23 protein-coding genes are annotated in these 26079 nt (G+C 67.2%); 13 read left to right on the forward strand and 10 right to left on the reverse strand.

The genetic code is table 11. The annotated features are described in order from the left end of the window. Nucleotides 1-2: 2 nt before the first annotated feature. The 4 genes from GKO32_RS00380 to GKO32_RS00395 all read right to left on the reverse strand — a co-directional run bounded on the left by GKO32_RS00380 (nucleotide 3) and on the right by GKO32_RS00395 (nucleotide 6287). Nucleotides 3-353: a RedY/HapK family protein gene (locus GKO32_RS00380; RefSeq protein WP_154754709.1), complete on the reverse strand. Its 351-nt coding sequence runs from the start codon at nucleotides 351-353 to the stop codon at nucleotides 3-5. 31 nt (nucleotides 354-384) lie between these two features. After that, nucleotides 385-1821, reverse strand: a complete 1437-nt coding sequence (locus GKO32_RS00385) for a gamma-aminobutyraldehyde dehydrogenase (protein ID WP_154754710.1) — start codon at nucleotides 1819-1821, stop codon at nucleotides 385-387. After that, complete coding sequence (locus GKO32_RS00390; RefSeq protein ID WP_154754711.1) at nucleotides 1821-4739, reverse strand: aminotransferase class III-fold pyridoxal phosphate-dependent enzyme; 2919 nt, start codon at nucleotides 4737-4739, stop codon at nucleotides 1821-1823. Before GKO32_RS00390 ends, GKO32_RS00385 begins: the two co-directional genes overlap by 1 nt. Nucleotides 4740-4808: 69 nt before the next feature. Continuing rightward, nucleotides 4809-6287 (reverse strand): APC family permease, encoded by a 1479-nt coding sequence (locus tag GKO32_RS00395; protein ID WP_154754712.1) that lies wholly within the window; start codon nucleotides 6285-6287, stop codon nucleotides 4809-4811. A gap of 217 nt (nucleotides 6288-6504) precedes the next feature. Between GKO32_RS00395 and GKO32_RS00400 the strand changes: the two genes are divergently transcribed. Continuing rightward, nucleotides 6505-7677, forward strand: coding sequence for an RsbRD N-terminal domain-containing protein (locus GKO32_RS00400; RefSeq protein ID WP_166459294.1), 1173 nt, complete (start codon nucleotides 6505-6507; stop codon nucleotides 7675-7677). Here GKO32_RS00400 and GKO32_RS00405 read toward each other — a convergent pair. Next, nucleotides 7644-8816, reverse strand: a complete 1173-nt coding sequence (locus GKO32_RS00405) for an ROK family transcriptional regulator (RefSeq protein WP_154754714.1) — start codon at nucleotides 8814-8816, stop codon at nucleotides 7644-7646. The genes GKO32_RS00400 and GKO32_RS00405 overlap by 34 nt on opposite strands. 124 nt (nucleotides 8817-8940) lie before the next feature. Between GKO32_RS00405 and GKO32_RS00410 the strand changes: the two genes are divergently transcribed. Next, the gene (locus GKO32_RS00410; RefSeq protein ID WP_154754715.1) at nucleotides 8941-10290 is read left to right on the forward strand and encodes an aspartate aminotransferase family protein; all 1350 of its coding nucleotides are present in this window, start codon (nucleotides 8941-8943) and stop codon (nucleotides 10288-10290) included. A 322-nt stretch (nucleotides 10291-10612) separates the two neighbouring features. Further along, nucleotides 10613-10891 carry an allophanate hydrolase-related protein gene (locus GKO32_RS00415; RefSeq protein ID WP_154754716.1) on the forward strand — a complete coding sequence of 93 codons (279 nt, stop codon included), beginning with the start codon at nucleotides 10613-10615 and terminating at the stop codon, nucleotides 10889-10891. Here GKO32_RS00415 and GKO32_RS00420 read toward each other — a convergent pair. The 3 genes from GKO32_RS00420 to GKO32_RS00430 all read right to left on the reverse strand — a co-directional run bounded on the left by GKO32_RS00420 (nucleotide 10848) and on the right by GKO32_RS00430 (nucleotide 14602). Then, nucleotides 10848-11282 carry a hypothetical protein gene (locus GKO32_RS00420; RefSeq protein ID WP_154754717.1) on the reverse strand — a complete coding sequence of 145 codons (435 nt, stop codon included), beginning with the start codon at nucleotides 11280-11282 and terminating at the stop codon, nucleotides 10848-10850. The genes GKO32_RS00415 and GKO32_RS00420 overlap by 44 nt on opposite strands. Nucleotides 11283-11286: 4 nt before the next feature. Beyond that, the gene (locus tag GKO32_RS00425; protein WP_154754718.1) at nucleotides 11287-11667 is read right to left on the reverse strand and encodes a cupin domain-containing protein; all 381 of its coding nucleotides are present in this window, start codon (nucleotides 11665-11667) and stop codon (nucleotides 11287-11289) included. 64 nt (nucleotides 11668-11731) lie between these two features. Beyond that, complete coding sequence (locus tag GKO32_RS00430; protein ID WP_166459296.1) at nucleotides 11732-14602, reverse strand: ATP-binding protein; 2871 nt, start codon at nucleotides 14600-14602, stop codon at nucleotides 11732-11734. Nucleotides 14603-14726: 124 nt separating this feature from the next. Here GKO32_RS00430 and GKO32_RS00435 point away from each other — a divergent pair, with 124 nt between their 5' ends. Together GKO32_RS00435 and GKO32_RS00440 are read left to right on the forward strand one after the other, a co-directional pair. Then, on the forward strand, nucleotides 14727-16292 hold the full coding sequence (locus GKO32_RS00435) for an HD domain-containing phosphohydrolase (RefSeq protein ID WP_312867371.1): 1566 nt from the start codon (nucleotides 14727-14729) through the stop codon (nucleotides 16290-16292). Nucleotides 16293-16399: 107 nt separating this feature from the next. After that, nucleotides 16400-17044, forward strand: a complete 645-nt coding sequence (locus tag GKO32_RS00440) for a class I SAM-dependent methyltransferase (RefSeq protein WP_154754720.1) — start codon at nucleotides 16400-16402, stop codon at nucleotides 17042-17044. Here GKO32_RS00440 and GKO32_RS00445 read toward each other — a convergent pair. After that, a complete protein-coding gene (locus GKO32_RS00445) occupies nucleotides 17029-17472 on the reverse strand; it encodes a GTP-binding protein (protein ID WP_154754721.1) in 444 nt (147 codons plus the stop codon). The two genes, GKO32_RS00440 and GKO32_RS00445, sit on opposite strands and share 16 nt — an antisense overlap. 748 nt (nucleotides 17473-18220) lie before the next feature. Here GKO32_RS00445 and GKO32_RS00460 point away from each other — a divergent pair. Further along, complete coding sequence (locus GKO32_RS00460) at nucleotides 18221-19009, forward strand: SDR family NAD(P)-dependent oxidoreductase (RefSeq protein ID WP_154754722.1); 789 nt, start codon at nucleotides 18221-18223, stop codon at nucleotides 19007-19009. A 172-nt stretch (nucleotides 19010-19181) separates the two neighbouring features. Here the strand turns inward: GKO32_RS00460 and GKO32_RS39610 are convergent, their stop codons facing one another. Further along, on the reverse strand, nucleotides 19182-19538 hold the full coding sequence (locus GKO32_RS39610; protein ID WP_312867372.1) for a 2-oxo acid dehydrogenase subunit E2: 357 nt from the start codon (nucleotides 19536-19538) through the stop codon (nucleotides 19182-19184). Between the two features lie 119 nt (nucleotides 19539-19657). On the opposite strand from GKO32_RS39610, the gene GKO32_RS00470 reads away from it, so the two are divergent. The 7 genes from GKO32_RS00470 (at nucleotide 19658) to GKO32_RS00500 (ending at nucleotide 25942) form a co-directional block, all read left to right on the forward strand. Beyond that, a complete protein-coding gene (locus GKO32_RS00470) occupies nucleotides 19658-20704 on the forward strand; it encodes a thiamine pyrophosphate-dependent dehydrogenase E1 component subunit alpha (protein ID WP_154754724.1) in 1047 nt (348 codons plus the stop codon). Between the two features lie 28 nt (nucleotides 20705-20732). Further along, on the forward strand, nucleotides 20733-21713 hold the full coding sequence (locus GKO32_RS00475) for an alpha-ketoacid dehydrogenase subunit beta (protein WP_154754725.1): 981 nt from the start codon (nucleotides 20733-20735) through the stop codon (nucleotides 21711-21713). Then, a complete protein-coding gene (locus GKO32_RS00480) occupies nucleotides 21710-22144 on the forward strand; it encodes an EthD family reductase (RefSeq protein WP_154754726.1) in 435 nt (144 codons plus the stop codon). Before GKO32_RS00475 ends, GKO32_RS00480 begins: the two co-directional genes overlap by 4 nt. Then, the gene (locus tag GKO32_RS00485; protein ID WP_154754727.1) at nucleotides 22141-22845 is read left to right on the forward strand and encodes a dioxygenase family protein; all 705 of its coding nucleotides are present in this window, start codon (nucleotides 22141-22143) and stop codon (nucleotides 22843-22845) included. Before GKO32_RS00480 ends, GKO32_RS00485 begins: the two co-directional genes overlap by 4 nt. Next, on the forward strand, nucleotides 22842-23384 hold the full coding sequence (locus GKO32_RS00490) for a peptidase associated/transthyretin-like domain-containing protein (RefSeq protein ID WP_154754728.1): 543 nt from the start codon (nucleotides 22842-22844) through the stop codon (nucleotides 23382-23384). The genes GKO32_RS00485 and GKO32_RS00490 overlap by 4 nt, the downstream gene beginning before the upstream one ends. Nucleotides 23385-23431: 47 nt before the next feature. Next, entirely contained in the window at nucleotides 23432-24811 is a 1380-nt protein-coding gene (locus GKO32_RS00495) for an FAD-binding oxidoreductase (protein WP_154754729.1), read from the forward strand. A gap of 141 nt (nucleotides 24812-24952) precedes the next feature. Next, nucleotides 24953-25942: a helix-turn-helix domain-containing protein gene (locus GKO32_RS00500; RefSeq protein WP_166459297.1), complete on the forward strand. Its 990-nt coding sequence runs from the start codon at nucleotides 24953-24955 to the stop codon at nucleotides 25940-25942. Nucleotides 25943-26079: the final 137 nt, after the last annotated feature.

Consider the following 26079-nt stretch of genomic DNA (forward strand, 5'->3'; position numbering starts at 1 on the left):
GATCAATGCACCTTCGGAATCGCAGTGACGAAAGACGAACGCACGGAGGCCGGATCGACCAGTTCGTCGAAGCCGGACATGACAGGACGCAGCGACGGGTCGTTGTCCCGGATCCGCACCCACTCGTCCCAGTCGCTCACCTCCAGGAACTCGACGACATCCGCGTCCAGCGCCTCGGCCGTCGCGCCGGCGACCACGTAGGCGTCGAATCGTTTGACCACACCGGTGTGCGCGAGGCAAAGCGGCTGGTCCACTTTGGCCGAGAACTCCGCGAACTGCGCCGCGGAGACACCAGAACGGGTCCGGAACATATTCACCACGAGCGTGCGACCGCCGGTGGAATGGTCCATCATCGTCATCCTTCACATTTGGCGGAAAAAGGCCTCAGCCCTCGACGAGATTGATCATCACGTGCTTGATCTCGGTGTAGCCCTCGAGCGAATACGCCGACATGTCGTTGCCGTAGCCGGATTGCTTGAAGCCGCCGTGTGGCATCTCCGGCACGATCGGGGCGTGCTCGTTGATCCACACGGTGCCGAACTGCAGGCGCCGGGCCGCTCGCATGGCGCGGGACACGCTCGCCGTGAACACCGAGGAGGCGAGCCCGTATTCGATGTCGTTGGCCCACTCGAACGCCTGCGCCTCGTCGGCGAAAGGCGTGGTGGTGACAACCGGTCCGAACACCTCTCGTTGCACGATCTCGGAGTGCTGCGGAGCATCGACGATCAACGACGGCTTGTACCAGAAGCCGGGGCCATCGGCGGGACCACCGACGGTGAGTTCACCGTCGCCCGCCGCCACGGCGCGTGCCACGAATTGCGCGACACGGTCGCGGTGCTGCTCCGAAATGACCGGCCCCATCTCGGTCGTGGCCAGTTTCGGATCGCCCATGGCCACGTTGCCCACGGCTTTGGCCAACTCGGCCGCGAAGTCGTCGTGAATGGAGGCCGCCACGTAAACGCGGGACGCGGCCATGCAGTCCTGCCCGGAATTGCCGTATCCGCCTTCGACGATCTTGCGTATCGCGAGTTCGATGTCCGCGTCCTCGAAAACGAGAACCGGTGCTTTGCCACCCAGTTCGAGGGCGAGGCATTTGAGGTTTCCGCCGGCGGCCACGGCGACGCGCTTGCCCGTGGCCGAGTCACCGGTGAGTGAGGTCATCCGGATCCGGGGATGAGTCGTGATCGCCTCGCCCACCGTGTCGCCGTGCCCGGTGACCACGTTGAACACGCCCGCGGGAAACAGGTCGGCGGCGAGTTCGGCCAGCTTGAGGGCGGTGAGCGGGGTTTGTTCACTCGGTTTGAGAACGAGCGTGTTGCCGGTCACCAGTGCGGGCCCGATCTTCCATGTCGCCAGTACCAAGGGGAAATTCCACGCCGCGATACTGCCGACGACACCGAGCGGATCACGCCGGAGGAAACTGGTGTGGGTCGGCGAATACTCGCCGGCGGCCTTACCTTCGAGAACCCGGGCCGCGCCCGCGAAGAAACGGAAGTTGTCGGCCGCGAAATCGACCTCCTCGCGGGCGATGTGCAAGGGCTTGCCCACGTTGGTCGATTCCAGCGACGCGAATTCGTCGGCGTTGGCTTCGAGCCGGTCGGCAAGCGTGAGCAATGCCTTCGCGCGCTCGGCCGGCGACGTCTCTGCCCAGTCCCAGAAGGCATTTTCCGCGGCCGCCACGGCCCGGTCGACGTCCTCCTTGCCGCCAAGCGGAACACTGGCGACGACCTCACCGTCGGCCGGGTTCACAACAGATTCGGTCGCACCGGATGCCGATGGGCCGGCTTCCCCGTCGATAAACATGTTCAGGTTGGTGGCCATCAAAACTCCTTATTCGGACGGGCGGAAAGCTCAGGTAGTGACAAGACCTGATCGAGCGTTTCCACGTACCTGTCGACATGCTCCCGGCGGAAGGTCAGGGGCGGCCTGATGGTGAGCACGTTTTCGTGCACACCCGCCGGGAAAACCATCACTCCATGGTGGTTAAGGGCCAGCCCGGCGACGACTGACGCCTCGCGGCGCGCCGGCTCCTTGGTCTCGCGGTCGCGGACGAGTTCGACGCCAAGAGACAAGCCGTGCGCGCGGACTTCCCCGATCAGCGGCTGCCGGTGCTGAAGCTCGCGCAGTGCATATGCGAAATAGTCACCTACTTCCACCGCATTCTCCCGGAGACCGTCGCCGTCGACGATGTCGAGTACCGCCTCGCCGATGGCACACGAGACAGGATTCCCGCTGAACTCGGAGAAGTATTCCGTGCTGCCGTCGAGTTCCCCGGCGATTTCCCGGGTGGTGACGACAGCGCCCAGCGGATGGCCGTTTCCCAAGGATTCTCCCATCGTGACGATGTCGGGTATCACATTCTGACTTTCGAATCCCCACCACGGTCCGAGCCGCCCGACACCGGTTTGGACTTCGTCGGAGATACAGAGCGCACCGGCCTTCCGGGCTGCGTCGTGCACGCCGGCAAGATAGCCCTCCGGCAGAACGACGGTGCCGGCCTGGCCCATCAGCGGCTCACCGATGAAGGCCGCGGGCCGGCGGCCGTCCGCGTCGATTCGTTCGATGACGGAAGCGGCATCGCTTGCGTATTTCGAGCCCGCGCCCGGATCGCCGTAGCCGTAGGGACCGCGATAGCGGTCAGGTATTCGAACTTCGTGTGTCGCGTACCGGGCGATACTGCCACAAAACGAGCCCTCGACGGCGACAACATGTTCGCGCCCGGTGACTTGCCGGGCCATCCGCACGGCGAGTTCGTTGGCTTCATCGCCGGAACGGACCAGAAAGACGACTTCGAGCGGCGCGGGCAAGGTCGCCACCAGTTTCTTGACATAACTGGCGACCTGTGGGGATACGAACCCGCTGCCGGTGACGAGTTTGCGCATCTGGCGAGTTGCCACGGCAGTGATCCGTGGTTCAGCATGCCCAACGGGCGCGACGGTGCTCAGCGCATCCAGGTACCCCAGCCCGTCTCCATCGAACAGCCAGACATCCCGGCCACGCACAAAATTCATGGGGCCGGCCCGAAGCCGCACGGTGCCGAATTCCCGTAAGGTCGACGCGGTCGCCTTCCCCGGGATGTCGCGCGGCATTGGCACCGGGTCGGCAGAAAGTTGTTCCCACGCCGCTCGCTGAGACGGCCGGATCCGGCGCGGCGGTGGCCAGGTCGCGATCTGCGCCGAGGCGAGAAGTTGTACCTGGACGCCCGGTCCGAAGCCTGGCTCGACCGGGCGCGGACCGACGACCCCGAGCCGGGCATCCAACGCCAGTTCGTCGCCGATCCGGTGGGCACACTCCAGATTCCACCAGCAGGTGTAAAGCTCGGCGCCGTCTACTTCATGACGCAAGACCAGCGGACGGTCTTCGGCTGCGGTGTGTTCGACGATGCCGTGGATCGGGACGCGGACTTCCGTGCCCTCATCGAGGAGCACCGTCGCGCCCAGCCTGGCCGTGGCCGGCTCCTTCGATCCGACCGCACCGGGACCGGACCACATGAGGGATGCGTCCAGATGCGCCAGTACGCCCGGACGTCCGTCCAGCAGGCTACGGACTGCCGCGCGCAGCTCCGCCTGATCGGTCCAGTCGAGATCGTCATAGATATCGGCCGCCGGCGTCGCGTCGAGGTGGCGCGCGGGGCCGAGGGAAGACGCGATCGCGTCGCCCGCGGTCTTCACCCCCTCCGCCATTTCCGGAGGCAATGCGCAGGCGGCCCGGAAAATGGCTTCGGCGAGGTCAGGTGGAGTCCGGGTGAGTTTCCGGATGGTGGGCCAGACATGCCGCGAACGGCTGCGCCCGTACTCCGATCCCGACTCCGCCACCCGGCGATACCAGGTCACGGCGTTCATGCACAGCCGGGTGGCGGCCAGCGGATAGATGACGGCGAGTTCCTCCGCGGTGATCGGCACGACGGCGTGGAAACCCGCCACCACCTCCGCGGCGGCGGTGAGCGGGTCGTCTTTGCGCAGCATCGCATACCCCGCCGCGATGGCGACCTCGACGGCGCGGGCGCTGTACATGGCGTCGCCGACATCGACCATTCCACTGATCCGCAGGGCGCCGTTTTCGTCCAGGTCCGCGAGGACGTTGGCATCGTTGAGGTCGTGGTGCACAACGCAATGAGGCAGATTCGGCAGCTCCGCCCGGATATCATCGAACCACGTCATGATTTCACCGACGTGCGCCGCGTCCCCCCGATCGTCGATGAACGAGATCGAGCTGTCGATGATTTCGCGGCCACGTAACACGTCCCAGTCATGACCGGCCAGCCCGTCCGGCCGGGCCAGTCCCGACAGGCCCAGGTTCATCCGGCCCGCCATGGTGCCGAGCTCGCGTAACAGGTTTTTCGGATGATGCGGGATTTCGACCAGCGGACGTCCGCGCAACCAGCTCATCACGCGGACGACGTAGGACGTTCCGGCATAGGACAGAGCAACCTGGTCGTCACCGGACGCGGTCCGGACGAGGCGGGGAACCGGCAGTTCCGGCACGGTACTGGCAAGATGCCGCAACAGGGTGTTCTGCCAGGCGAGATCGACCGAAGAGGGATCGGCCCGCGTCACACGGACGAAATAGAGCTGCCCATTCTGATCGATGACCTTGAAGTTCTGGTCGATTTCGCCACCCAGCTGTTCGCCGGCGGCACAGGTGATATCGAAGTAGCGCAGCAGTGCCGCCGTCAGCATGTGCTCGGGAAGCCGCATCAAGGTTGCTTTGCCGGCGTCGTCGGCGGTGACCGAAGTCATCTGCGGATGCCTCTCACTGTGTAGTCCGAATCGAAGGGCGGTCTGTGCCCGCGCACAGCGGGACCGGCGCTATTGGCCGACATCGCTGAGCAACCGTGAATAGGCCCGCGGCCTGGCCTTACGAAGGACGAGCCCCCATGCGATGCCGCCGAGCAGGGACGCGAACACCAGACCGACGAGTAGCGTCGCGAGCCAGCCACCGGTGCCCAGCAGGACGTCGACCTGGCTGAGCGCGAAATAGAGAATCGGTGCCAGCCCGGCCATGCCCAGCAGGGGCGCGATGACGGTGTTCCACACGCGCTTGTCGAGATTGTTGCGCCGGAAGAACACGAAGATCGCGATGCTCGCGACGAACTGCAGCAGAATGATGGCCACCGCGCCGATCCCGGTCATCCAGGAGAACAATGTGGTGTACGGGTCGAGGCGGGCCACCGCGAACACGGCGACGACCACACCCACCATAATGGTCTGGACCACACAGGCGATATGTGGTGACTGGCGCTTGACGTGGGTCCGGCCGAGGAAAGCGGGCAGTGCACCCTGGCGGGCCAGTGAAAACAGGTAGCGTGCGACGTTGTTGTGAAAGGTCAGCAGCGCCGCGAACATGCTGGTGATGATCAGGATGTGGATCACTCCGGTCAGCACGGCCGGGAGTACGTGGTCACTGACGGCGAACACCAGGTTCCCCGACTGTTCCTTCGCTACGGTGACCGCGTTGTCGACGCCGAGGGCGTTCACGATCAGCCAGGAGGTGATCGCGTAGAACACGCCCATGAAGATCACCGAAATATAGGTGGCGCGGGGCACGGTCCGCTTCGGGTCCCGGGCTTCTTCACCGTAGATCGCGGTGCCTTCGAAACCGATGAAGGAAGCGTGGGCGAACATGAGAGCGACCCCGACCGCCCCGGCAAAAATTGTCGACGGCGCGAACGGCTGAAAGGAGAATTTGCCGACCGGTGTGTCGGAATTGAACAGGATCGCCACGTTCAGGACGATGATGACCGCGGTCTCCAGTGTCAGCAGCGCGCCCAGGACACGGGCACCGGAGTGAATACGATTCACGCCCAGAACAAGGCATATCAGCATGGCAAGGAATGAGTACAGCCACCACGGCACGTCGATCCCGGCCCAGTCCTTCACCAGGTCGTGTGCGTAATAGCCGATGCCGCCGTACAGCCCGAGCTGGATGGCGTTGTAGCCGAAAACCGCCAGGCTGGCGGCTCCGAGACCGGGGGAACGGCCCAATCCCAGAGTGACGTAGGCGTAGAAGGCACCGGCGTTGGTCACATGCCTGCTCATGGCGACGTACCCCACCGAAAAGACCAGCAGCACGATCGCTATCGCGAGGAACGCGCCGGCGATTCCGATGCCGTTCCCACTACCGATAATGAGCGGGTAAAGCGCGATGACCACGGTCAGCGGTGCGGCGGCGGCGACCACGAAAAACACAATGCCGGTGACGCCGATGCTATTCTTGCTCAGGCCACTTTCCGTGGCCGGCAGACTCCGCTGCGGCTCCGCTGCTTCTGCCGGGGACGATACGCTCATGTGATCACCGTCTCTTCACGGGTGGATTTCGCCTAGTCAATCAGCGCCCGCCAGGAAGGGTCAATGGAGCTTTGACCTGCGATGACACGCCTATTATTGTGCGCGTGCACAATCCTCACAGATCGTGAGCCCACGGATGAGAGATGTGGTCATGAGGACATCAGCCGACGACTGGAGTCGAGGCCGCCAAGACGAGGCGGTCCGTTCGATCGCCAAAATGCTGCTCACCGAGCGCCTCGACGAACTGGCCGTTACCGCTCAAGCACGCCTTGATCGGGAAGAGCCCGCTTATGCGCGGATGACTGAAACCGAGCCGGGGCAGAAATTGGCGGGCATGCGTCGGACACTCCGGCTGGCACTCACCCGGCTCGCGGGCGAATCGGTGCCCGCCGAGGTCGCGCAAGCCACGGCAGACGTCGGCCGGCAGCGGGCCGAACAAGGTTTTCCGCTACCCGCGGTGGTTCGTTCGTTTCAGTTGGACCTCCACACCGTGTGGGAGGCAATCATCGAGGAGGGGCGCAGCCGGGGCCTTGCCGATGGACACAATTTTCTCGATGGCCTGCTGGTGGCCTGGGAAGCGATCGACGCCAACAACATCGAAGTCGTCGACGCATACCGGCGTACGCAGGCCCATTTGGACAGTCACCGCTTCGAAATCCGCAGGCGTGCCTTCGAGCGCCTGATTCTGGAGGGAGAACACGACGACGCCGTCGTCGCCGAGGCTTCGGCCGCTCTGGGCATGGCGGCGCACGGCAGCTTCACCGTCGTCGTGGCCGCCGGGGTACCGATTCAACATCACGCCCTCACAAAATGTCGCCACGCGCTCCAGCAGGCCAGCCTGCCCTTTCATTTCGGATACCTCGGCGACGAGTTACTGGGAATCGTGAACAGCGGACGTCAAGGCGGCCGCGCCATTCACCGCATGCTCAGGCCACTGGACGACTGGCGTTGCGGGACGGCGGAAATCACCGGACTCGGGAACACCGCCGCCGGAGTACGGCTGGCTCGCGCCGCGATGCGGAGCAGCGTCGAGTCCGGTCTCCGCCCCATCAAGTCCCATTGGGTCGGCGCCATCATGTCGGGCAACGAGGAACTCGCGGGCCTGATGGCCGGGGAGGTGCTCACGCCGTTGATGAAACTCCGTGAGTGCGAAAGCATCATCGAAACGGTGGGTAGTTTTCTCGAACTCGGATCGGTGGCGGCGGTGGCCGAGCAGACCTACCGGCATCGCAACACCGTCCGGAACCGGCTGAAGGCGGTGGAGGACGCGACCGGTCTGAGGCTCGCTGTTCCCAACGAGGCCGCATTACTGGTGATGGCCCTTGAATGGCTGAGGTCGCCCCGAGGGCGTTCGTTTTATGAAAGGTATGGCCCGGCGGCCTCGGCGTAGAGCCGCTTTGAGCGCGCGGTCAGCATGTGGTCGCGCAATTGCCGGTGGGCGGCGCGGATTCCGGCTTCGGCGGCACCCCGGATCGTCGACAGGCCGAGTTCACGCGTGCTGGAAATCATGATGGCCGGCACGATCGGCAGCGCGGACGCCAGCGCGTCGCGAACCTGGGGCAGTACCTTTTCCACGAGTGGTGCGAGACGACCGGTGAACAGGACGGTGGCGGGGTCGAGGGTCACGGCGACGACGCCGACGGCGGCGATGACGGCGGAGGTGAACGCACGCACGACATCTTCGCTCCCCGGCGGGGTGCGGGTCCAGGCGTGCTCGATCCGCTGGAGGCGTAAACCTTGCCGGCGAGCGAAGTCGAGCAATCCCCTGCTGCTCAGCAGCCGGCCGAGGGTCTCTTCGCCGACACCGGCCGGCAGGACACCAAGTTCTCCGAAGGCCGCGGTATGTCCGCGCACCAGCTGACGGTCGACGCAGGCCGCGACGGTGAAGACGCTGCTGACGCTGAACAGCACGGCATCTCCTCGAACCCCGATGTCCTCCTCCGCGAGCGTGCCGAGTAACGCCGCGTTGGCGTCGCTGTCGAAGCTGACCGGCACTTCAAACTTGCGCTGCATGGCATCGTGCAACGCCGTCCCGGCGAGGAAGCCGAGCGCAGCCGGGGGGCGCACAACCTCGGCCCCGGCCCGCACGGTGGCCGGGACCGCGACCACGACCTGGCGGAGGGCGCCATCGGCGGCCGCACTCGCCCGGCGTACGTGCCGCGTCAGCCAGGCCCCGGCCTCCGCGGCGGAACTCAGCCCCGGAGTGGGGTGCGACTCCTTGACGATCGCCCGGCCCCGCAGGTCGGTGACCAGCAGACGGGTGTCCTGTACGCCGAAGCTGACGCCGGCCACGTGTCCCGCGTTCCGCGCCAGATCGAGGTAGGTCGACCGGCGACCGCGGCCGACCACGCTGTCGACGTCGCCGTCGACGACCAGGCCCGCGATGCGCAGTTCCTCCACGGCACGGGAGACGGTGGCTTTGCTCAGCCCGGTCAACGCCATGACTTGGTTGCGGGTGATCGGGGCCCCGGCAAGAACCGCCCCGAGCACGCTGATCGTGTTGTGGTCACGGGCGGTCGGCGAACTCATCGGACAACTTTAACCGAGTGTTTTGTCTCAGTTCCAGCCTGTGCGGAAAAAGGACATTGCCTTCTGGCAGCGGTCCGTATAAAGTTTCTGACTGAAACTGAAACTTACTCCCGAGGTGGTTTCGATGACCTTCACCGTGAGCCGGGCACTGGCGAACTATCCGAACCGGTTCGATCCGGGATCGCTGGCCGAACTGGCCCCGGAACTGCGATCAACGATCGAGCGGCGGATAAACGTGCTGGGACCGGGCTACTCGCTGATCTACCGGGAGCCGGTCGGGTTCGTGTCGGGCCGCGGAGCCCACCTGTTCGACGCGGAGGGCAACGACTTCCTCGACGCGTACAACAACGTGCCCTGTGTCGGCCACTGCCATCCGCATGTGGTGGAGGCGGTGGACCGGCAGATGGCGACGCTGAATACCAACACCCGGTACGTGCAGAACAACCTGGTCGAATACGCCGAACGGCTGGTGGCGACCTTCCCGGTGGAGCTGTCCCGGGTGACGTTCGCGTGCTCGGGTTCGGAGGCCAACGATCTCGCGGTCCGGGTCGCCCGGTTCTACACGGGCCACGAGGGCATCGTGGTCACTCGCTACGCCTATCACGGGATCACACGCGAGACCGCGTCTTTCTCCCCGCACCTGGGCACGGGCTCTCCGCTGGGCCCGAACGTGCGGCTGATCGAACCGCCGGATCCGCGGCTGGTGCCCGCGGGCACAACATTGGCCGAGTACATGCGGGAACAGGTGCGGGGGGCGATCGCCGACCTGGAGCGCCACGGACACGGGCTGGCCGCGCTGATCACCGACAACGCGCATACGAGCGACGGAATCTTCACCGATCCGGTCGGCTACCTCCAGGTCATGATCGACGAGGCACACGCCGCCGGGGGGATCTACATCGCGGACGAGGTTCAGTCCGGGTTCGCCAGGCTCGGTGAGTCGATGTGGGGCTTCCAGCGCCATGACGTGGTCCCCGACATCGTCACGATGGGCAAGCCGATGGCCAACGGGCTCCCACTGTCGGGCGTGGTGTTCCGCCCTGAGGTATCCGACGAGTTCGGCCGGAATGTTCGCTATTTCAACACCTTCGGGGGCAGCTCCGTCCCGATCGCCGCGGCGGCCGCCGTGCTCGATGTCCTGGAGACCGAAGGAGTTGCGGAACGTGTCCTGGCCACCGGCACGGCCTTACGTGAGGGGTTGCGCGAAATCCTTGCGGAATCCGAGCATGTCGCCGAGGTGCGCGGGGCGGGCTTGTATATCGGTGTCGAGATCGTCACCCACCGCGACAACGGCACGCCGGACCGGTCCCGCACCGAAGCGGTGATCAACGCGCTGCGCGACCAGCGCATTCTCATCAACGGCACCGGCATCGGTGTAAACGTCCTGAAGATTCGTCCTCCGCTGGCCTTCACCTTCGACGACGTCGGCCGTTTCCTCGACACTTTCGCGCCGATCGCTCGCACGCACCTCTGACTCCGTCGGTGCCTGAACGGTGCTGACCTAACAGCGCGGCCAGGACCTCGCCGCATGGATCGCCACGGCGCGCGCCGACACGCTCCCCGGTTTTGACTCCTACCTCAACGGCCTGGACAAGGCAATCAACGCCAGAGCCAAGTCAGCTGTGCCGCGATGCGGGGTTCAGTCGGATCTCGATGTTGCCGGACGTCGTCTCCGGCGCCGGGCCGGCCGAAGTGGCCAGGGAGTGTCCTCTACATCCCAATGATCTTATGGCCGAGTATTACGCGTCGGCGGTCTATTTTGTTCACACACCAACAGCACCGGCCCGGGCTACCGGATGTACACAGTGGACGGTCTGTTTTCGCGGCCGGGTCTCGTCCACACCGGAACTGGACCGGCGGACGGCATCGAGCTGGAAGTGTGGGACCTGCCCGGCTCGGCGGTCGGCCCGTTGCTCGCCCCGACCGCCGAGCCACGGCATCTGGGTCCGCCGGCGCTGGACGACGGCAGCACCGTGCTCGGTTTCATGGCGGACAGCGGGTGCGCCGACCCGGCCCGCGACATCACCGGCTTCAGCGGCCGGCGCTCCTACCTGGCGTCGGGCGCAGGAGGGTAACGGCGGCGGCGTGTTCCCGTTGGCGCGCCTCGTCCCAGTCGCCGGTGCAGTAGACGGCGGCCGCGGTGATCAGGCCATCGGTGACCTCGGCCCGCATCATCTCGCGGCAGTACCAGTTCTGGCCGTCGGCGTGCCAGCGTTCGTGGAACTCGACGACGAACCCGGTGTCGGTGGGGTTGGCCTGTACGAACGGCACCGAGCCCAGCGACGGATGGGAGGCGAGCCGGGTCCGCAGCACGTCGGCCGCGCCCTGCACCTGGATCCACCAGGTCGGCATGGTGAACTCGAGGAACACTTCCTCGGCGAACAGGCCCTCCGGCAGGGTTCCGGTCTCGAGGAACTCGACGAACTTGCCGGTCAGGTTCTTCACGAGCTGCGCGTCGGTCGACATGGCGTCACACCTCGGAGTTCAGCAGGCCGGCGTTGCGGGTGACGACGGCCATCGTGGCCGCCAGCCCGTCGGACGGGCTGAATTCGACGACCTCGGTGCCGGCGAACAGTAGCGGCAGGTGGCCGGGCGCGCCGTAGTAGGCGTCGCCTGCGGTGTACTCCTCGTCGTGGTCGGCGTACCGGAACACGACGCGCCCGGCCAGCACGACGCCCCAGTGCGGGCACTGGCACCGGTTGCCGGGCAGGCCCGCGAAGAGGGGACCGGGGTCGAAGTCGAGCTTGTGCGTTTCGAAGCCGACGGTGTAGTCACCGAGCTCGGCGTAGCGGCCCTCGATCATGGGCTCGTCGACGCTCATCGCGGCCTCGGTCTTGTTGATGTGTGGCATCGCGGGGCTCCTTCTCTCGCTGGGTATGTCCCGGAGGCGTGAGAAGGCGTCGCACGGTGTGCGATCAGGTGCGCCAGTCGACGGGCGACTCGGGGTCGTAGACGCAGAACGTGCCGGTTCGCACGCAGCGCCGCAGGTGCTCTGCGAGCGCCCGGTCGGTCCCGGCGATGCGGCGGATGGCGTAGGAGATGCGCGCGGTGACTGCGGTGCGGGCCCGTTCGGCCGACGATCCGGCGCGGCGATCGCGGCCGCCGAGCCCGTAGGCGCGCGTCAGCTCCGCGAGCAAGGCTTCGCGTTCGGCGCCGATCTTGGCCGCACGTCCGGCATCGCCGGTGGCGTCCGCGTCGTCGGCTTCGGTCTCCAGCTCGCGCAGCCGGCGCTGGTACGCGGTGCGGGCGTGCGTGTCGAGCATGGGACCGGTGTCGCTCTCGACGACCACACCGGCGAGGTCGAGCGCGGCGACCGGACGCCCCGGTGCCGCGAGTAGCGCGCCGAGGTCGCGCAGGCCCTTGCTGTCCCGCAGGCGCGACTCGACGCCCGACCAGCGGACGGTCCAGTACTCGCCGTCGCGCCGGAACTCGTTGTCCGTCAACGGTTTCTGCCCGTCGAGCTGATCGAGGAACTGCCGTACCGGGCCGCGCACGGCGGCGCCGATGCCCTCCACGGCGTACAGCCCGGCGTAGGGGGTGAGCGCGTCGCGCACCCACCGGGTGACCGCGCGCGGCCCGGTTACGGCGAGGGTTTCGGCGAGCTGGGCCATCGCGGGCAGCCACTCCGAGTCGCGCACCATGCCGGGCAGCAGCGGCGCGACGGCGTCGAGCTGGTCGCGGGCCTCCGGTACCCGGCCCAGCTGCGCCAGCAGCAACGCGCGCGTGATGTGCGGCCACGCCCCGGGCAGCGCGGCCTGGTCGAGTTCCGCCAGCATCCCGCGCAGTCCCTCGCGGTCACCGGATTCGGCGCACAGCAGCCACCGTTGCGTGCTCACCAGCACGGCGGCGTTGTCGCTGCCGGCGCGCTCGCCGAGCGCGGCCGCCTCCGCGAGCGAGGCACGGCAGTCGTCGAACCGCCGCTGCATGAGTGCGCGCATGCCGCGCCACAGCGGGACATACCAGGTGTAGAGCGGGTGACCCACCGTTTCCGCGACGACCCGGTACGCGGTGATCTCGGCGTCCGCGTCACCGATGCGGCCGATTTCCAGCAACGCCACGAGCCGCAGCCGCCGCCCCAGCAGCACCAGCCGCGGGTCCCGGATCCGCTGCGCGACCTCGACGATCTCGGTCGCCGCGGCCAGCCGCTCGTGACAGTGTTCCGGACCGGCCATCGCATCGCACGACGCCGCGAGTGCCGCCGCGACCGCCACGTCGTCACCGCTGGCGCGTGCCTCGGTCACCGCGTCGGTGGCGAGTTCAAGCCGCCGCTGCGGGGACCCGACGAACGTCAGCGCCACCGACAACCGCGCCGTCACCAGCGCGCGCAGCACATCCGGCAAAGGCTCCTCGCGCAACCGTTCCAGCAGGTCGATCTGGCGCTGGTCGAGCAGACCGATCTCGAACCCGGCCCGGCCCGCGCCGATCCCGAGCACCGCCTCGGCGACGAGATCCATCCGGCCCGCGCGCTCCGCGCGGTCGGCGGCCTCCAGCAGGCAGGCGCGCGCCCTCGGCCGCGCACCTGACGCGGTCAGCGCTTCGCCCAGCGCGATCCCGTTTCGCGCGCGCTCCTCCCACGGCGCCCCGGCGGCTTCGAGGCACCGACCGGCTTCGGCGTACCAGGCCGCGGCGTCCTCGAAGGCCAAGCGCCGCAACGCTTCCTGCCCCGCGCGCGTCGCCCAGTCGGCGCCTTCGGGCGCGCCCGCTCGCAGGAGATGCGCCGCGATCTCGGCCGCGTCGACGTCGAACCCGCGGCCCGCCCTCCGGATGAGACAGTCCGCCGCCACCCGGTGCCTGCCCGCCAGCTCGCCCGGTGCGAGGACGTCGTAGACCGCGTCGCGGATCAGTTCGTGCCGGAACCGGCCGATGCCCGGTTCGACCCGTTCGACGACGCCGGCCGCCTCGTCCATCCGCTCGCCGACATCGCTCAGCGACACGCCCGCCAGCTCGGCCAGGACGTCGAGCCGGAACCGGCTGCCCAGCACCGCCGCCCTGGTCACCACGGCGCGGGCCGGCTCGGGCAGACCGGCCAGCCGGGCGGCCACCAGCGCCTGCACCGACGACGGAACGACCGAATCCGGGTCCGCGCCGGACGCCAGCAACTCGCAGACCAGCAGCGGGTTTCCACCGGTGCGGCGGCTGATCGTCCGGACCACCGCGGGCGCGGCGCCGGTCGCGGCCGCCAGCTCGGCTACTTCCGCGTCGGCGAACGGGTGCAGCCGGACCCGCGCACCGAGCCGGTTCAGCGTCGCCCGCACCTCTTCCCGGCCACGCCACTCCGCCTCGTCGTCGCGCGCGGTGGCCAGCACCAGCACCGGCGCCGACCGGAGCGCGGGCGCGATCTCGGTGAGCAGACGCAGCGACGAGAGGTCCGCGTCCTGCAGGTCGTCCACGATCACCAGCACCGGCGCCGCCGCGCGCAGCAGGTCCGTCAGGTCGAGCGACAACCACCAGCGCGCAGTCTCGGGATCCCGGGATTCGGGCGATGTCGCGAGACCCGCCAGCCCCGCCAGCGACGTCGACCGGCGCACGATCTCTCCGGTCTCCCGCTCCGCCGCCAGCGTGCGCACCACCCGCGCCCAGGGCCGCAACGCCGCACCCGGCGTGCACCACGTCCACAGCACCCGAAGCCCGTCTGCGGCGGCGCTCGCCTCCTCGGCCAGCCGGGTCTTGCCGACCCCCGCATCCCCCGTGACCAGCACCAAGCCGCCCCGGCCGGCGCGCGCACGCTCGACCGCGGCACGGATCTCCGCGACCGCACCAGACCTCGCCACCAGCGGAAGCCGCACGACCACACTGTCCCACGCACCGCCCCCGCCCGGCTCGCCTCGTTCGCAAACCGTAAGGGCTGCGTGGGTCAGCCGCTGACCATTTCGGGAGTCGCCGTGGCTGCGTGCGCGTACGCTGTGGACGGTGGGCGGGGACCGCGCGGGCACCGTGGGCAGCGTGCGGCTCGCCGAACTGGTGGCCGCGCTGTCGTTGGGCGTCGACCTGGGGTTCGGCCAGCCGATGGAACACGTCCTGCGCGAATGTCTGATCGCGTTGCGGCTGGCCGACCGTGTGGGGCTGGCCGATGCGGACCGGCTGGTCGTCTACTACACGGCATTGCTGGTGAACGTCGGCTGTCATTCGGACGCGCACGAGCAGGCGAAGTGGTTCAGTGACGACATCGCCCTCAAGAGCGGCAAATACGAACGCGAGATCGGCGGCCTCGCCGATGCCCGGGCCGCGTTCCGGCTGTTCGGTGCGGGCCAGCCCGTGCTGCACCGGTTCCGGCTCGGGCTCGAGTTCGCCGTGTCCGGTCACCACGACTTCGACGACATGATCAGCAACCATTCTCGGCTGGCTCGCGCGCTCGCGGAGCAGCTGGGGTTGCCGCCCGCGGTGCAGGAGTCCGTCGGAGCCTCCTACGAGCAGTGGGACGGCAGGGGATGGCCGGGCCGGCTGCGGGGCGAGGGTGTTCCGATCGCGTCGCGCCTCACACAGCTCGCCGAGTTCACCGAGGTGGCACACCGCGTCGGCGGAGCGGAAGCGGCGGCGCGACTGGCCCGGCAGCGTTCGGGCCGTCAGTTCGATCCGACGCTGTCGGGCATCCTGTGCGCGGACGGTGCGGCGATCTTCGACGGCCTCGACTCCATCCGCACGTGGGACGCGGTGATCGACGCGGAGCCCGCGCTCGGCGTGCGGATGTCCACCGCGCAGTTCGATCAGGCGCTGCTCGCCATCGCGGACTTCGTCGATCTCAAGTCGCCGTACATGCTCGGGCACGCCCGGGGCGTCGCCGCACTGGCCGGCGGCGCCGCGGAACGGCTCGCGCTGCCGGCGGACGACGTCGCCGTGCTGCGGCGCGCGGCGCTCGTGCACGGCTGGGGCAGGCTGGGCGTGTCCAACTCGATCTGGGACAAGCCCAGCGACCTCGGCGCGGGCGAGCTGGAGAGGGTGCGGCTCTATCCGCACATCACCGAACGGATGCTGCGGCAGTCGGCCACGCTCGCGCCCATCGGCGCGGTTGCCGTGCAGTGCCAGGAGCGGCTCGACGGCTCGGGCTACCCGCGACAGCTGTCCGGCACGGCGATCTCGCTGCACGGACGGATCATCGCCGCGGCGCAGGCGTACCAGACCAAGATCGAGGACCGTCCCCACCGGTCGGCGCTGCGCCCGCCGATGGCGGCGGGGTTCCTTCGCGCGGAAGCCACGGCGGGGCGGCTGGATTCCCGCGCGGTCGAGGCCGTGCTGGAGGCCGCCGGGCACCGGGTGTCGCGCGCCGTGAACGGGCCGGCTCGCCTTACGGAGCGGGAAATCGACGTGCTGCGCCTGCTCGCGCGCGGGTTGCGCAGCCGCGAGATCGCGACGCGGCTGGTCATCTCGCCGAAAACCGCGCGCAACCACATCGAGCACATCTACACCAAGATCGACGCGACGAACCGCGCCAGCGCAAGCCTCTTCGCGATGCGCCACGGACTGCTCACCGACGAGTAGAGACTGTTCCGGAAACACGGAGCAGCCCGAAATGGGGCAACTGCCTCATGCCCGCCACTCGCGACGGGGCTAGCTTCGATTCATCCCGACGAGGAATCGAGGCAGCCATGAGTATCCACAGTGTACTGTTCGCCGCCAGCTACGACCGGTTCATGGCGAAGACCGAGAAGCTGCTCTTGGCGGACCTGCGCCACAAGCTGCTGGCCACCGCGAAGGGCGACGTGCTCGAGATCGGTGGTGGGACCGGGGCGAACATCGCGGCCTACGGTCCGGAGGTGCGGTCGCTGACCATCACCGAACCCGACCCCTCGATGTTGCGCCGGCTCGAGCGCCACGCGGAAGCGGCGCCTCGTCCGGTGACCGTGTTGCAGGCGCCGGCCGAAGACCTCCCGTTCGAGGACGGCACCTTCGACATCGTCGTCTCCACGCTCGTGCTCTGCGGAGTCAGCGACCAGCGGCGGGCACTCAACCAGATCCGGCGTGTCCTGCGCCGCGACGGGCAACTGCTGTTCGTCGAACACGTCCGCTCGGACGAGCCGAAGGCCGCCCGGCACCAGGACCGGATGAACTGGCTCAACCGGCTTCTGGTGTGCTGCGACTGCAACCGCCCGACGCCGACATCGATCCGCGAAGCGGGATTCACCGTCGACGAGCTGGATCACTACACGATGCCGAAGTCGCCGTCCTTCGTGCGACCGGTCGTCGCCGGCACCGCCACCTGCCGCGCCGCCGTGCCTCACCAGGCGACGTAGGTGGCCGGCACTCGGCCGGTGAGTGCGATGAGCGTGTGTTTGACCGACTCGCGTTCGCGGGCATCGCACTCGACGACGGGTATGTCCTCGCCGACGCCGACCGCTTCGCGGATCTCGTCGATGTCGAACTGGCCGGCTCCGTCGAAGCGGTTGACGGCCAGCAGGAACGGTGTCGATCCTTCCTCGAAGTACTCGACGGTGAGGAAGCAGTCCTCGATGCGTCGGGTGTCGACGGTGGTGGTGAGCTTGTCCGACAGGTCGCTGGTGTCGTTGACGCGGACAGACACTTCGGTCATCGCCGCCTCGGTGTCCAGCGGCCCGATCTCGGAGATGGCGCCGATGAACGTCGTCTTGCCAACGCCGAAGCCGCCGCTGATCACAACCTTGACGGAGGACAGCGTGACTAGGGGTTCAGAGGGCCGCGACAAGATCCGTGATCCTTTCGAGTACGTGCACCCGCACACATGTCTCGAAGCACGCTCGTCCCGCCGAGATCGTAGGTGGTATCGCAGCTGATCGGGTCGTCGAGGGCGCTCAGGTCAGGGTCTTGCCGGCGCTGAGCAGCCGCGGCACGTTACGGCGTCGTACTTGACCAGCGATTCGGTCGTCCGACGGTCATCGCCGAGGTCGCCGGCCGGATAACCGGGCAGGCGATGGGGAAGCCGGACGTCGGCCATGACGCCGCTGGTGGACTGGCGATAGGTCTGTGCGCGGGTGCGACTGCGCAGGCCCGTACAAGCAGAGTCGCCACGCCAGACCGTGCCGGTCTTGCTTGCCCATACCTCGATGTCGGCTCCTGTCCTCGACTCCGGCTACGACGGCACCTCGCTGGCCCGCATCGGCGAGGCGGCCGGAGTTGTCGAGGGCGACACTGTTCAAGCAGTTCACCACCGAGGCGGCCCTGTTCGAGGCGATCGTCACCGAATACTGGAAGGTGGGAGCCTCCGCACAGGACTTGAGACCATCGGACACCGATACGTGGCGCTTAACGAACAGCTTCGTCGCTGCCTCGATGATGGACGTCAGCTTCTGCGCTGCCACGCGCCGGTGGTACTCCGAAGGCTGTGCCTCTCGCTGCGAGGTGAGTCGCTTGACTCGCCTCTAACTCTGCTCCTACTCTGAGACAGGAGGTGAGTCACTCGGCTCACCATTGAGGCAAGGCTGGAAGGAAGCATCATGGGACGCTTTGAGGGCCAGACCGTCATCGTCACGGGCGGCAGCGGGGGCATGGGCAGCAGTCATGTCCAGGGCTACCACGCCGAGGGGGCGAACGTCGTCATTGCCGGACGCGACGAGGACGCCGGCCGCGATCTCGCTGCTCAGCTCGGTAATCGTGCTCTGTCCGTGCACCTGGATGTCGCCAGCGAGGACAACTGGGCGACGGTGGTGCGAGACGTCGAAGGCCACTTCGGGCCGATCACCATCCTGGTGAACAACGCGGGCGTCCAGAACCCGGCGGCCCCTATCGAGCACACCGAACTCCGCACCTGGGAGCACGCCTTCAGCGTCAACGTCACCGGCCAGTTCCTCGGCATCAGGGCCGTGGCTCCGTCGATGCGCAGGGGCGGTGGCGGAACCATCGTCAACATCGCCTCGACCATGGCCCACGTCGGCACGGCCTTCTACGCCCCCTACACCGCCAGCAAGTGGGCCGTGCGCGGGCTGACCAAGACGGCTGCGCTGGAGCTGGGACGGGACAACATCCGGGTCAACTCCATCCACCCCGGCGTCGTCTCCACCCCGCTGATCAACGAACCCACCATCGCAGGCCAGCCGGCCATCGCCGAGTTCTACTCGCCCGATCCCTTCGCCATCCCCCGCCTCGCCGAACCCTCTGAGATCACCCGCCTGTTGCTCTTCATCACCTCCCAGGACGCATCTTTCGCTACGGGCTCGGAATTCGTCCTGGACGGCGGCCTGCTGCTCGGCCCTGCACTCACACCTGAAGCCGACATCGCAGCGTGAGCTGGCATTGCAGTACCGAGCGTCGCGGGCGTAGAAGCCGCCCTGGATAGCTCCATTCACTGGGCTCTCGGCATCGCCCACCTACGCACCTTCGCCTCCGGTGGACAGGCGGTCCGGACGAGCAATCCGCGCAGAGCCGACATGACCTCCAGAGATCATTACGGGACAACTCTCAGCCGAGCGAGGTTGGGAACGGTGACCGCCGCGCCGTCCAGGCCACGACGGGGACGACGAGCCCATCAGGCGTCTCCGTGGCGACGCCGATGCTGACCTGGCGGTGCAGGAGGACCGCATCGTCGACGGCGGAGGCGTTCATGCGCGGGAAGATCCGCAGGGCGAGGGCGGTCGCGTGACGACGAGGTCCGTGATCGTTGGTGCCGCGTCGGTTACGTCCGCCCGGACAATACCGTCGCCGAGCCGGACCTCCGCGCTCGAGTTGTGCAACCAGCGCACGATGTTTCCTCGGCCATCGACTCCGTGCGCGGTTGCCTGGTGTTGCGCGCGCGTGGAGTACCAGATAAACGCGCACGCAGCCGATGGTCTGCGCGAGCTCATCGCCCTAGCGTTCTGTCTCATCGCGAAACCAAAGTGCATTCGCGCCAGACGGCCCGCATGCGCGAGGTGTCCGCCAGATGAAGGAGCGACCGCGTGACCGCCACCGACCAAGTCAGCGAATCTGTCCTCGACATATCCCGGCAAGTCGAGATGTATCGGCACATGGTGCGGATCCGTGAATTCGAGGAGCGAGTCAAGCGAACGTTCGCCGAACACCCAGGGGTCATCCGTGGGCACACCCACCTCGCGGACGGCGCCGAGGCGTCGATCGTCGGTTCGCTCGCCGCGATCCGCCCCGGTGATCAAGTGATCGCTACTTACCGATGCCACGGCTATCCGATCGCACTGGGCACCGATACCTCGGCGATGATGGCCGAAATCTTCGGCCGGGCAACGGGCCTGTGCAAGGGCTACGGCGGTTCGATGCATCTGGTGGATCTCGCCAGGGGCTTCCTGGGGACATCCGGCATCGTCGGGCAGAGCATCCCGCAAGGTACTGGGGCCGCCTACGCCGCGCAATTGCGGGGACGCGGCGAAGTCGTGCTGACCTTCTTCGGCGACGGTGCGTCCAAGCAGGGCGCCTTCCACGAATCGCTCAACCTCGCCGCGTTGTGGAAGTTGCCGGTCGTGTACGTCATGGAGAACAACAGCTTCAGCGTCGAAGTCCGGACCGAGGAGGAAGACGCCAATGCGGCGGCCGGTGAGCCGCTCGCCACCAAGGCCAGGGCGTACAGCATTCCCGGCGTCACGATCGACGGTAGTGACCCGCTGGTCGTGCACGAGGCCGTTGCCATCGCGGTGGCACGTGCGCGGTCCGGTGCGGGGCCGACGCTGATCGAGTCCAAAGTGTACCGGCTGTCCGCGCACGGAAACTCCATCGCACCGCCTGGGGTGCCGCTGCACTTTCCCGAGCACGAGGCCATCGCCCGGTACGGCGATGTCGCGGAGTACGAGGCCGCCAAGCGGGGTGACCCCGTGCCCAAGTTTCGCGCCCACCTTGTCGAGCAGGGGTTGCTTTCGGTGGCCGAGGGTGACTCGATCCTCGATAACGCCCGCGCCGAAATGCAGCGCGCGGTCGATTTCGCCTTGAGCAGTCCGCTTCCCGAGGCCTCGGCGGCGCTTTCCTACGTGTACGCGTGAAACCCGGTCCCGTGAGGAGGAGGATTCCATGATCCGCGACATGCCGTATATCGCCGCCATCAACGAAGCCGTCTACCTGGAGATGGCTCGTGACGAAGACGTGCTGCTGATCGGGCAGACCGTTACCGAAGAACACAACGAGGCCTTCGAACGCGATTTCGGCCCCAACCGAGTCCGGGTGACGCCGATCTCGGAGACCGCCGAAATCGGTGTCGCCGCCGGTGCCGCCATCGCGGGCAAGCGTCCGGTCGTCGACTGCACGATGGCCGAGTTCCTGCTGGTCGCGATGGAACAGGTGGTGAACGAGGGGAACCGGTTTCACTACATGAGCGGCGGCCAGGTGAAAGTGCCGATGGTGCTCAAGGCCGGTTACGGGTTCACCGCGGGCTGGGCCGGTCAGCACACCGGGTCCATCTATGGGCTGTTCATGGGGGTGCCCGGGCTCAAGGTTGCCCTGCCCTCGACGCCGGCAGACGCGAAAGGCCTGATGGCGACTGCGATCCGTGACGACAACCCGGTCCTTTTTCTGCACCACTTCCTGCTGCTGCTCGAGACCGGTCCGGTGCCGGAAGGCGAGCACCTGGTCCCGTTCGGTGTCGCCGACGTCAAACGCCCTGGCAGCGACGTGACGCTCGTGGCGACCGGGTGGACGGTGCACCGGGCGCTGGCGGCTGCGGGACGGCTCGCCGCCGACGGGATCGACGTGGAAGTCATCGATCCCCGCACGATCGCGCCGCTGGACATCGAGACAATCCTCGCGTCGGTGGCGAAGACCGGTCGGCTGGTGCTCGTTGATCAGGCCACCCGGCACGCGTCGGTCGCGACGGTGATCGCGGGTGAGGTCGCCGAACACGGCTTCTCGTCGCTGCGCGCGCCGATCGTGCAGGTGACGGCGATGGACACCACGATCGCCTACAGCAAGACCATGGAGAGCTTCGTCCTCCCTGACGAGGAGAAGATCGTCGCGGCGGTGCACGAAGTGGTCGGTGCACGGACCGGGGTCGCATGAAGCCCGACGCCCACCTCCCCAGTGCGCCGGAGATCAGCATGCCGGACGAAGGGGTCTATCTCCTGTTCGGAATCTACCGCTGGGCCGGTACGACCGTCGCCGAGTTCCAGAACCATCTCAAGCAGGTCCACGGTCCGATCGCGCGCCGGTTCCCCGGACTCCTCTGGTACGAGAGCTTTCTGAACACCGAGGCGGCCGACGGGTGGCCGGGCACCTCGGCGCCTGTTCCGGACGCCTTCGCGGTGATGAAGTTCGAATCAGAGAAAGCCAAGAACGAGATCGTGAACTCGTCCGCGTGGCAAGAGGCGCAGGCCGACAGCCCGGGATTCATCGCGCATTACGACGTCTTCGCCGTGGATCGCATCACCTGGGTTCCGGACGAGGAGCCACGAAAGCCATTCGACTCCGGCCAGGAAGGAACTCCGCGATGACGTCAGCGGAAGCCGTCGACTGCAATCCGCCGTACCTGCATCCCGAGTACAAAAACACGATCCTGCGCTCGCCCCGCAGGCCACTCATCGAACTCCCCGACGAGTGGTTTCACCACGTGCGCGGCCCGGCTTTCGGCCGGATACCGGTGCGCCCCGGCGACAACGACCTCACGAAGCAGCACGCAGGCAGGCCGATCGGCCAATTCATCGTGCTGTCCGGCCGAGTGCTCGACAGCCGACTGCGCCCGGTGCCCAATACTTTGGTCGAGATCTGGCAGGCCAACGGAGCCGGCCGCTATGTCGACAAAGCGGACCCGGGTCTCCTTCCGCTCGATCCGAATTTCACCGGTGCTGGGCGCACGCTGACCGACGCTGACGGGCGCTACCGGTTCCGGACCATCAGGCCGGGTGCCTATCCCGCCAAGAAACGCGGCCTGTACCGGCCGGCTCATATCCATTTTTCGTTGTTCGGGCCGGACGTGCAGAGCCGCATTGTCACCCAGTGCTATTTCGAAGGTGATCCGTTGATCGCCTACGACCCGATCGCGCAGGCCATTCCTGATCCGCGTGGCATCGACCGGCTGACCGCACGGCTGGACTGGGAGGGAACTGAGCCGGGCGACGTCGACGCCGCCCTGTCCTATGAATGGGACATCGTTCTCCGGGGACTCGCCATGACACCGTCGGAGCTCGTGCGATGAGCGCGGCGCCAGATGAGGTGCGCGACAGCGGATCGCTGACCGGCTATGCGCTTACCCCGTCTCAGACGATCGGTCCGCTGTACGGCTTTGCGCTTCTGCTCGAAGGAATCGAGAACTCGGTTGATCCCGGAAGCCCGAATGCCATCGCTATCGACGTTTCCGTCGCCGACGGGAACGGCCGGGTGATCCCTTACCCGGACACGCTGATCGAGGCCTGGCACGGCGATCAGTGGGTGCGCGCCCGAGCTGGCGAAAATGGTCTCGCGCGGTTCGTCGTGCGGAAACCCGATCCTGAGCCAACGCCATACGGCATCCTCGCGCCGCATCTGAACATCGTGGTGTTCGCCAGCGGCCTGCTCAAACAGGCCGTCACCCGCCTCTACTTCCCCGACGAGGACGACCTCAACACCGAGGACCCGGTGCTCGCGCGAATCCCGGCAGACCTCAGGCAGCGGATGATCGCGCGGGAAACAGGGGACGGATTGCGTTTCGATATCCATCTGCAGGGCGCCCGGGAAAGCGTCTTCTTTCAGTTCTAGGGCGATTCATCGATACCCGAGGCCCCAACCGATTCGAGGTGAATGCAATGGTGCACGACACTCGCGAGGCGAAGTCCGGCGTGGTCTCTTCGCTGCGGCTCGCGCTGGGTGCGAACGCGCTGATCACACCGGAGGATCCCCGCTACGAACGAGCGCGAAGGGTATTCTCCGGCGGCTACGACCGGCATCCGGTCGTGATCGCGCTGCCGGGCGACGCCGGCGAAGTGGCCAAGGTCGTCTCCATCGTCCAGGAAGCGGGCGTGGAGTTGGCCATTCGGGGTGGCGGGCACAGTCCGGCCGGTTACGGTGTGGTCGACGGCGGGGTCGTGCTCGACCTGTCGCGGCTGCGTGACCTGGAAATCGACGTCGACCAGCGCACAGCTTGGGCACAGACCGGGCTGACCGCCGGCGAATACACCAATGCCACCGCACGGCACGGTTTGGCGACCGGGTTCGGTGACACCGCGTCGGTCGGAATCGGCGGCGCAACTCTGGCCGGCGGGCTCGGCCTGCTGTCCCGCAAATACGGCCTCACCGTGGATGACCTGCTGGCGGCTGAAATCGTCACCGCCGACGGGCAGCTCCAGCGCGTGGATGACGCCTCCCATCCCGACCTGTTCTGGGCCCTGAAGGGCGGCGGCGGCAACTTCGGTGTCGTGACACGCTTCAAGTACCGCCTGCGCGATGTCTCCCAGTTCACCGGCGGGGTGCTGGTCCACGCGGCGACGCCAGACATCGTAACCAAGTTCATCGCGGCCGCCGATGCGGCTCCCGACGAGCTATCGACCGTCGTGATGGTGATGTCCGCGCCCCCGTTGCCGTTTCTGCCGGCGGATGTCCATGGGAAACCCATTTTGCTGGCGACTCTGGCGTACAACGGCCCGTCCGAATCCGCCGAACGCGCGATCGCACCGTTACGTGCGGTGGCCGCGCCGCTCGCGGATCTGGTCGGCCCGAAGCCGTACCAGCAGCTGCTGGCGCCCGAGGATGAGAACCGCCCGATCGCCGCACACCGGAACATGTTCCTCGACAGCCTGGACGAGGAGGCCGCGGCCAGGATTGTCGCGGCAGTGGGCACGTCGTCAGCACAGGTGCCCGCCGTCCAGTTCCGGATCATGGGTGGGGCGGTCGCCAGGGTGCCGGCCGATGCGACCGCGTTCGCACACCGGCACCGGCGCATGATGGTCAATGTCATCGCCATCTACGAGGACGCAAGCCAGGCCACGGCACACGAAGCTTGGGTCGCCACGCTGGCCGACTCGCTGCGACCGGGCCCGGGTGTCTACACCGGATTTCTGGGCGAAGAGGGCGGGGGCTTGATGCACGAGGCCTATCCGGACGCGACCTGGGACAGGCTCGTCAGCATCAAAGGAAAGTACGATCCCGGCAATCTTTTCCACCACAATCACAACGTCCCGCCGGAGTAACAGCCGTCGGCCTGGACCGGCTGCGACCCGGAACGGGCCTCGCCAGGCTTGTTTACCCGCGCGTTGTGGGACAGGATCGTGGTGTTTGTGAACCGCTCGCGGTCGGTTCACCCCGTGCAACGTGGCGCGATGGAGCAAGCGATGCAGGTCGACAACATTATCGAGCACGATGAGCGGTGGGTCGTCCGGTCCGGGCGGGGCGTCCGTACGACGCAGGAGTGGCAGTGCGTGCTCGCCGCAACACATGTCGGCTTCGACATCGGTTTTCCTGCCGGGAATGACCGCGGCTTCGTCGGTGAGGTGGTGCGAACCCGCCTCGGGCCCATGGACCTGGTCGAATGCCGGGCTGAGCCCTTCATGGGGCGCCGCGGCCCGGCTGTGATGGGGGACCCGGGTGAGGACCGCATCGGCGTCCAGATGGTGCTGTCTGGCGTTGAGCGGGTCAAGGGGCCCCATGCCGAGCCGATTGTGGTCACCGCGGGACAGCTGGATCTGTGGGACGGAGCGCGGCGGGTCGACCTGGAGATAGTCGAGCCCTTCATCAAGCGGACCCTGGTGTTTCCGCGGGATCTAGTGCTCAACGTCTGTCCACGGCTCGGTGAAGTGGCTTCGGTGCCCGCGCTCGGTAGCTTGCCGGGCGCGCGTTTCCTGGCCCGGTACGTGGACGCCATGATCTCCGAGTTGTCCGACATGGACGCCCGGATGCGCGTCACCGCGGCAGAAGTGGCACTGGAACTGCTTCGCTCGGCGGTCGAGCCGCTACTGCCTGCCAGCAAGACCTTGCGGCGCGAAGCACTGCGCGCCCGTGCACGCCGCTATATCCGTGCTCACCTCGCTGATCCAGCACTTGGCCCGGAGCCGATCGCACGGGAACTGCTGGCCTCGTTGCGTACGCTGCATGCCGCTTTCGAGGACAGTGGGGACACCGTCGCGTCGTTTATCCGCCGGACGAGGCTCGCGCGCTGCCGTGAGGATCTGGCCGACCCCAGCGGCGGCTCGGTCACCGAAATCGCCTTCCGGTGGGGGTTTTCCGACGCGACGCACTTCTCCCAGGCGTTCAAACGGGAGTACGGCATCTCCCCGCGGGACGTGCGGACGCAGGGCTCCGGCCGGACCTCGGAACGGGGCTAGCGGGGACGACCGCGTGCGACCAGGCCGGTGTGCATGCGGTACCACATAACCATGCACGGAGCCGATAGTGCTGCCGGACCGTTCACCCTATCGTTGGCCTTGAAGAACGGATGCGCAGTGAGATCAAATCCTGAGCT

This window comes from Amycolatopsis pithecellobii, assembly GCF_009707865.1.
In the GTDB taxonomy this organism is placed as follows: Bacteria; Actinomycetota; Actinomycetes; order Mycobacteriales; family Pseudonocardiaceae; genus Amycolatopsis_E; species Amycolatopsis_E pithecellobii.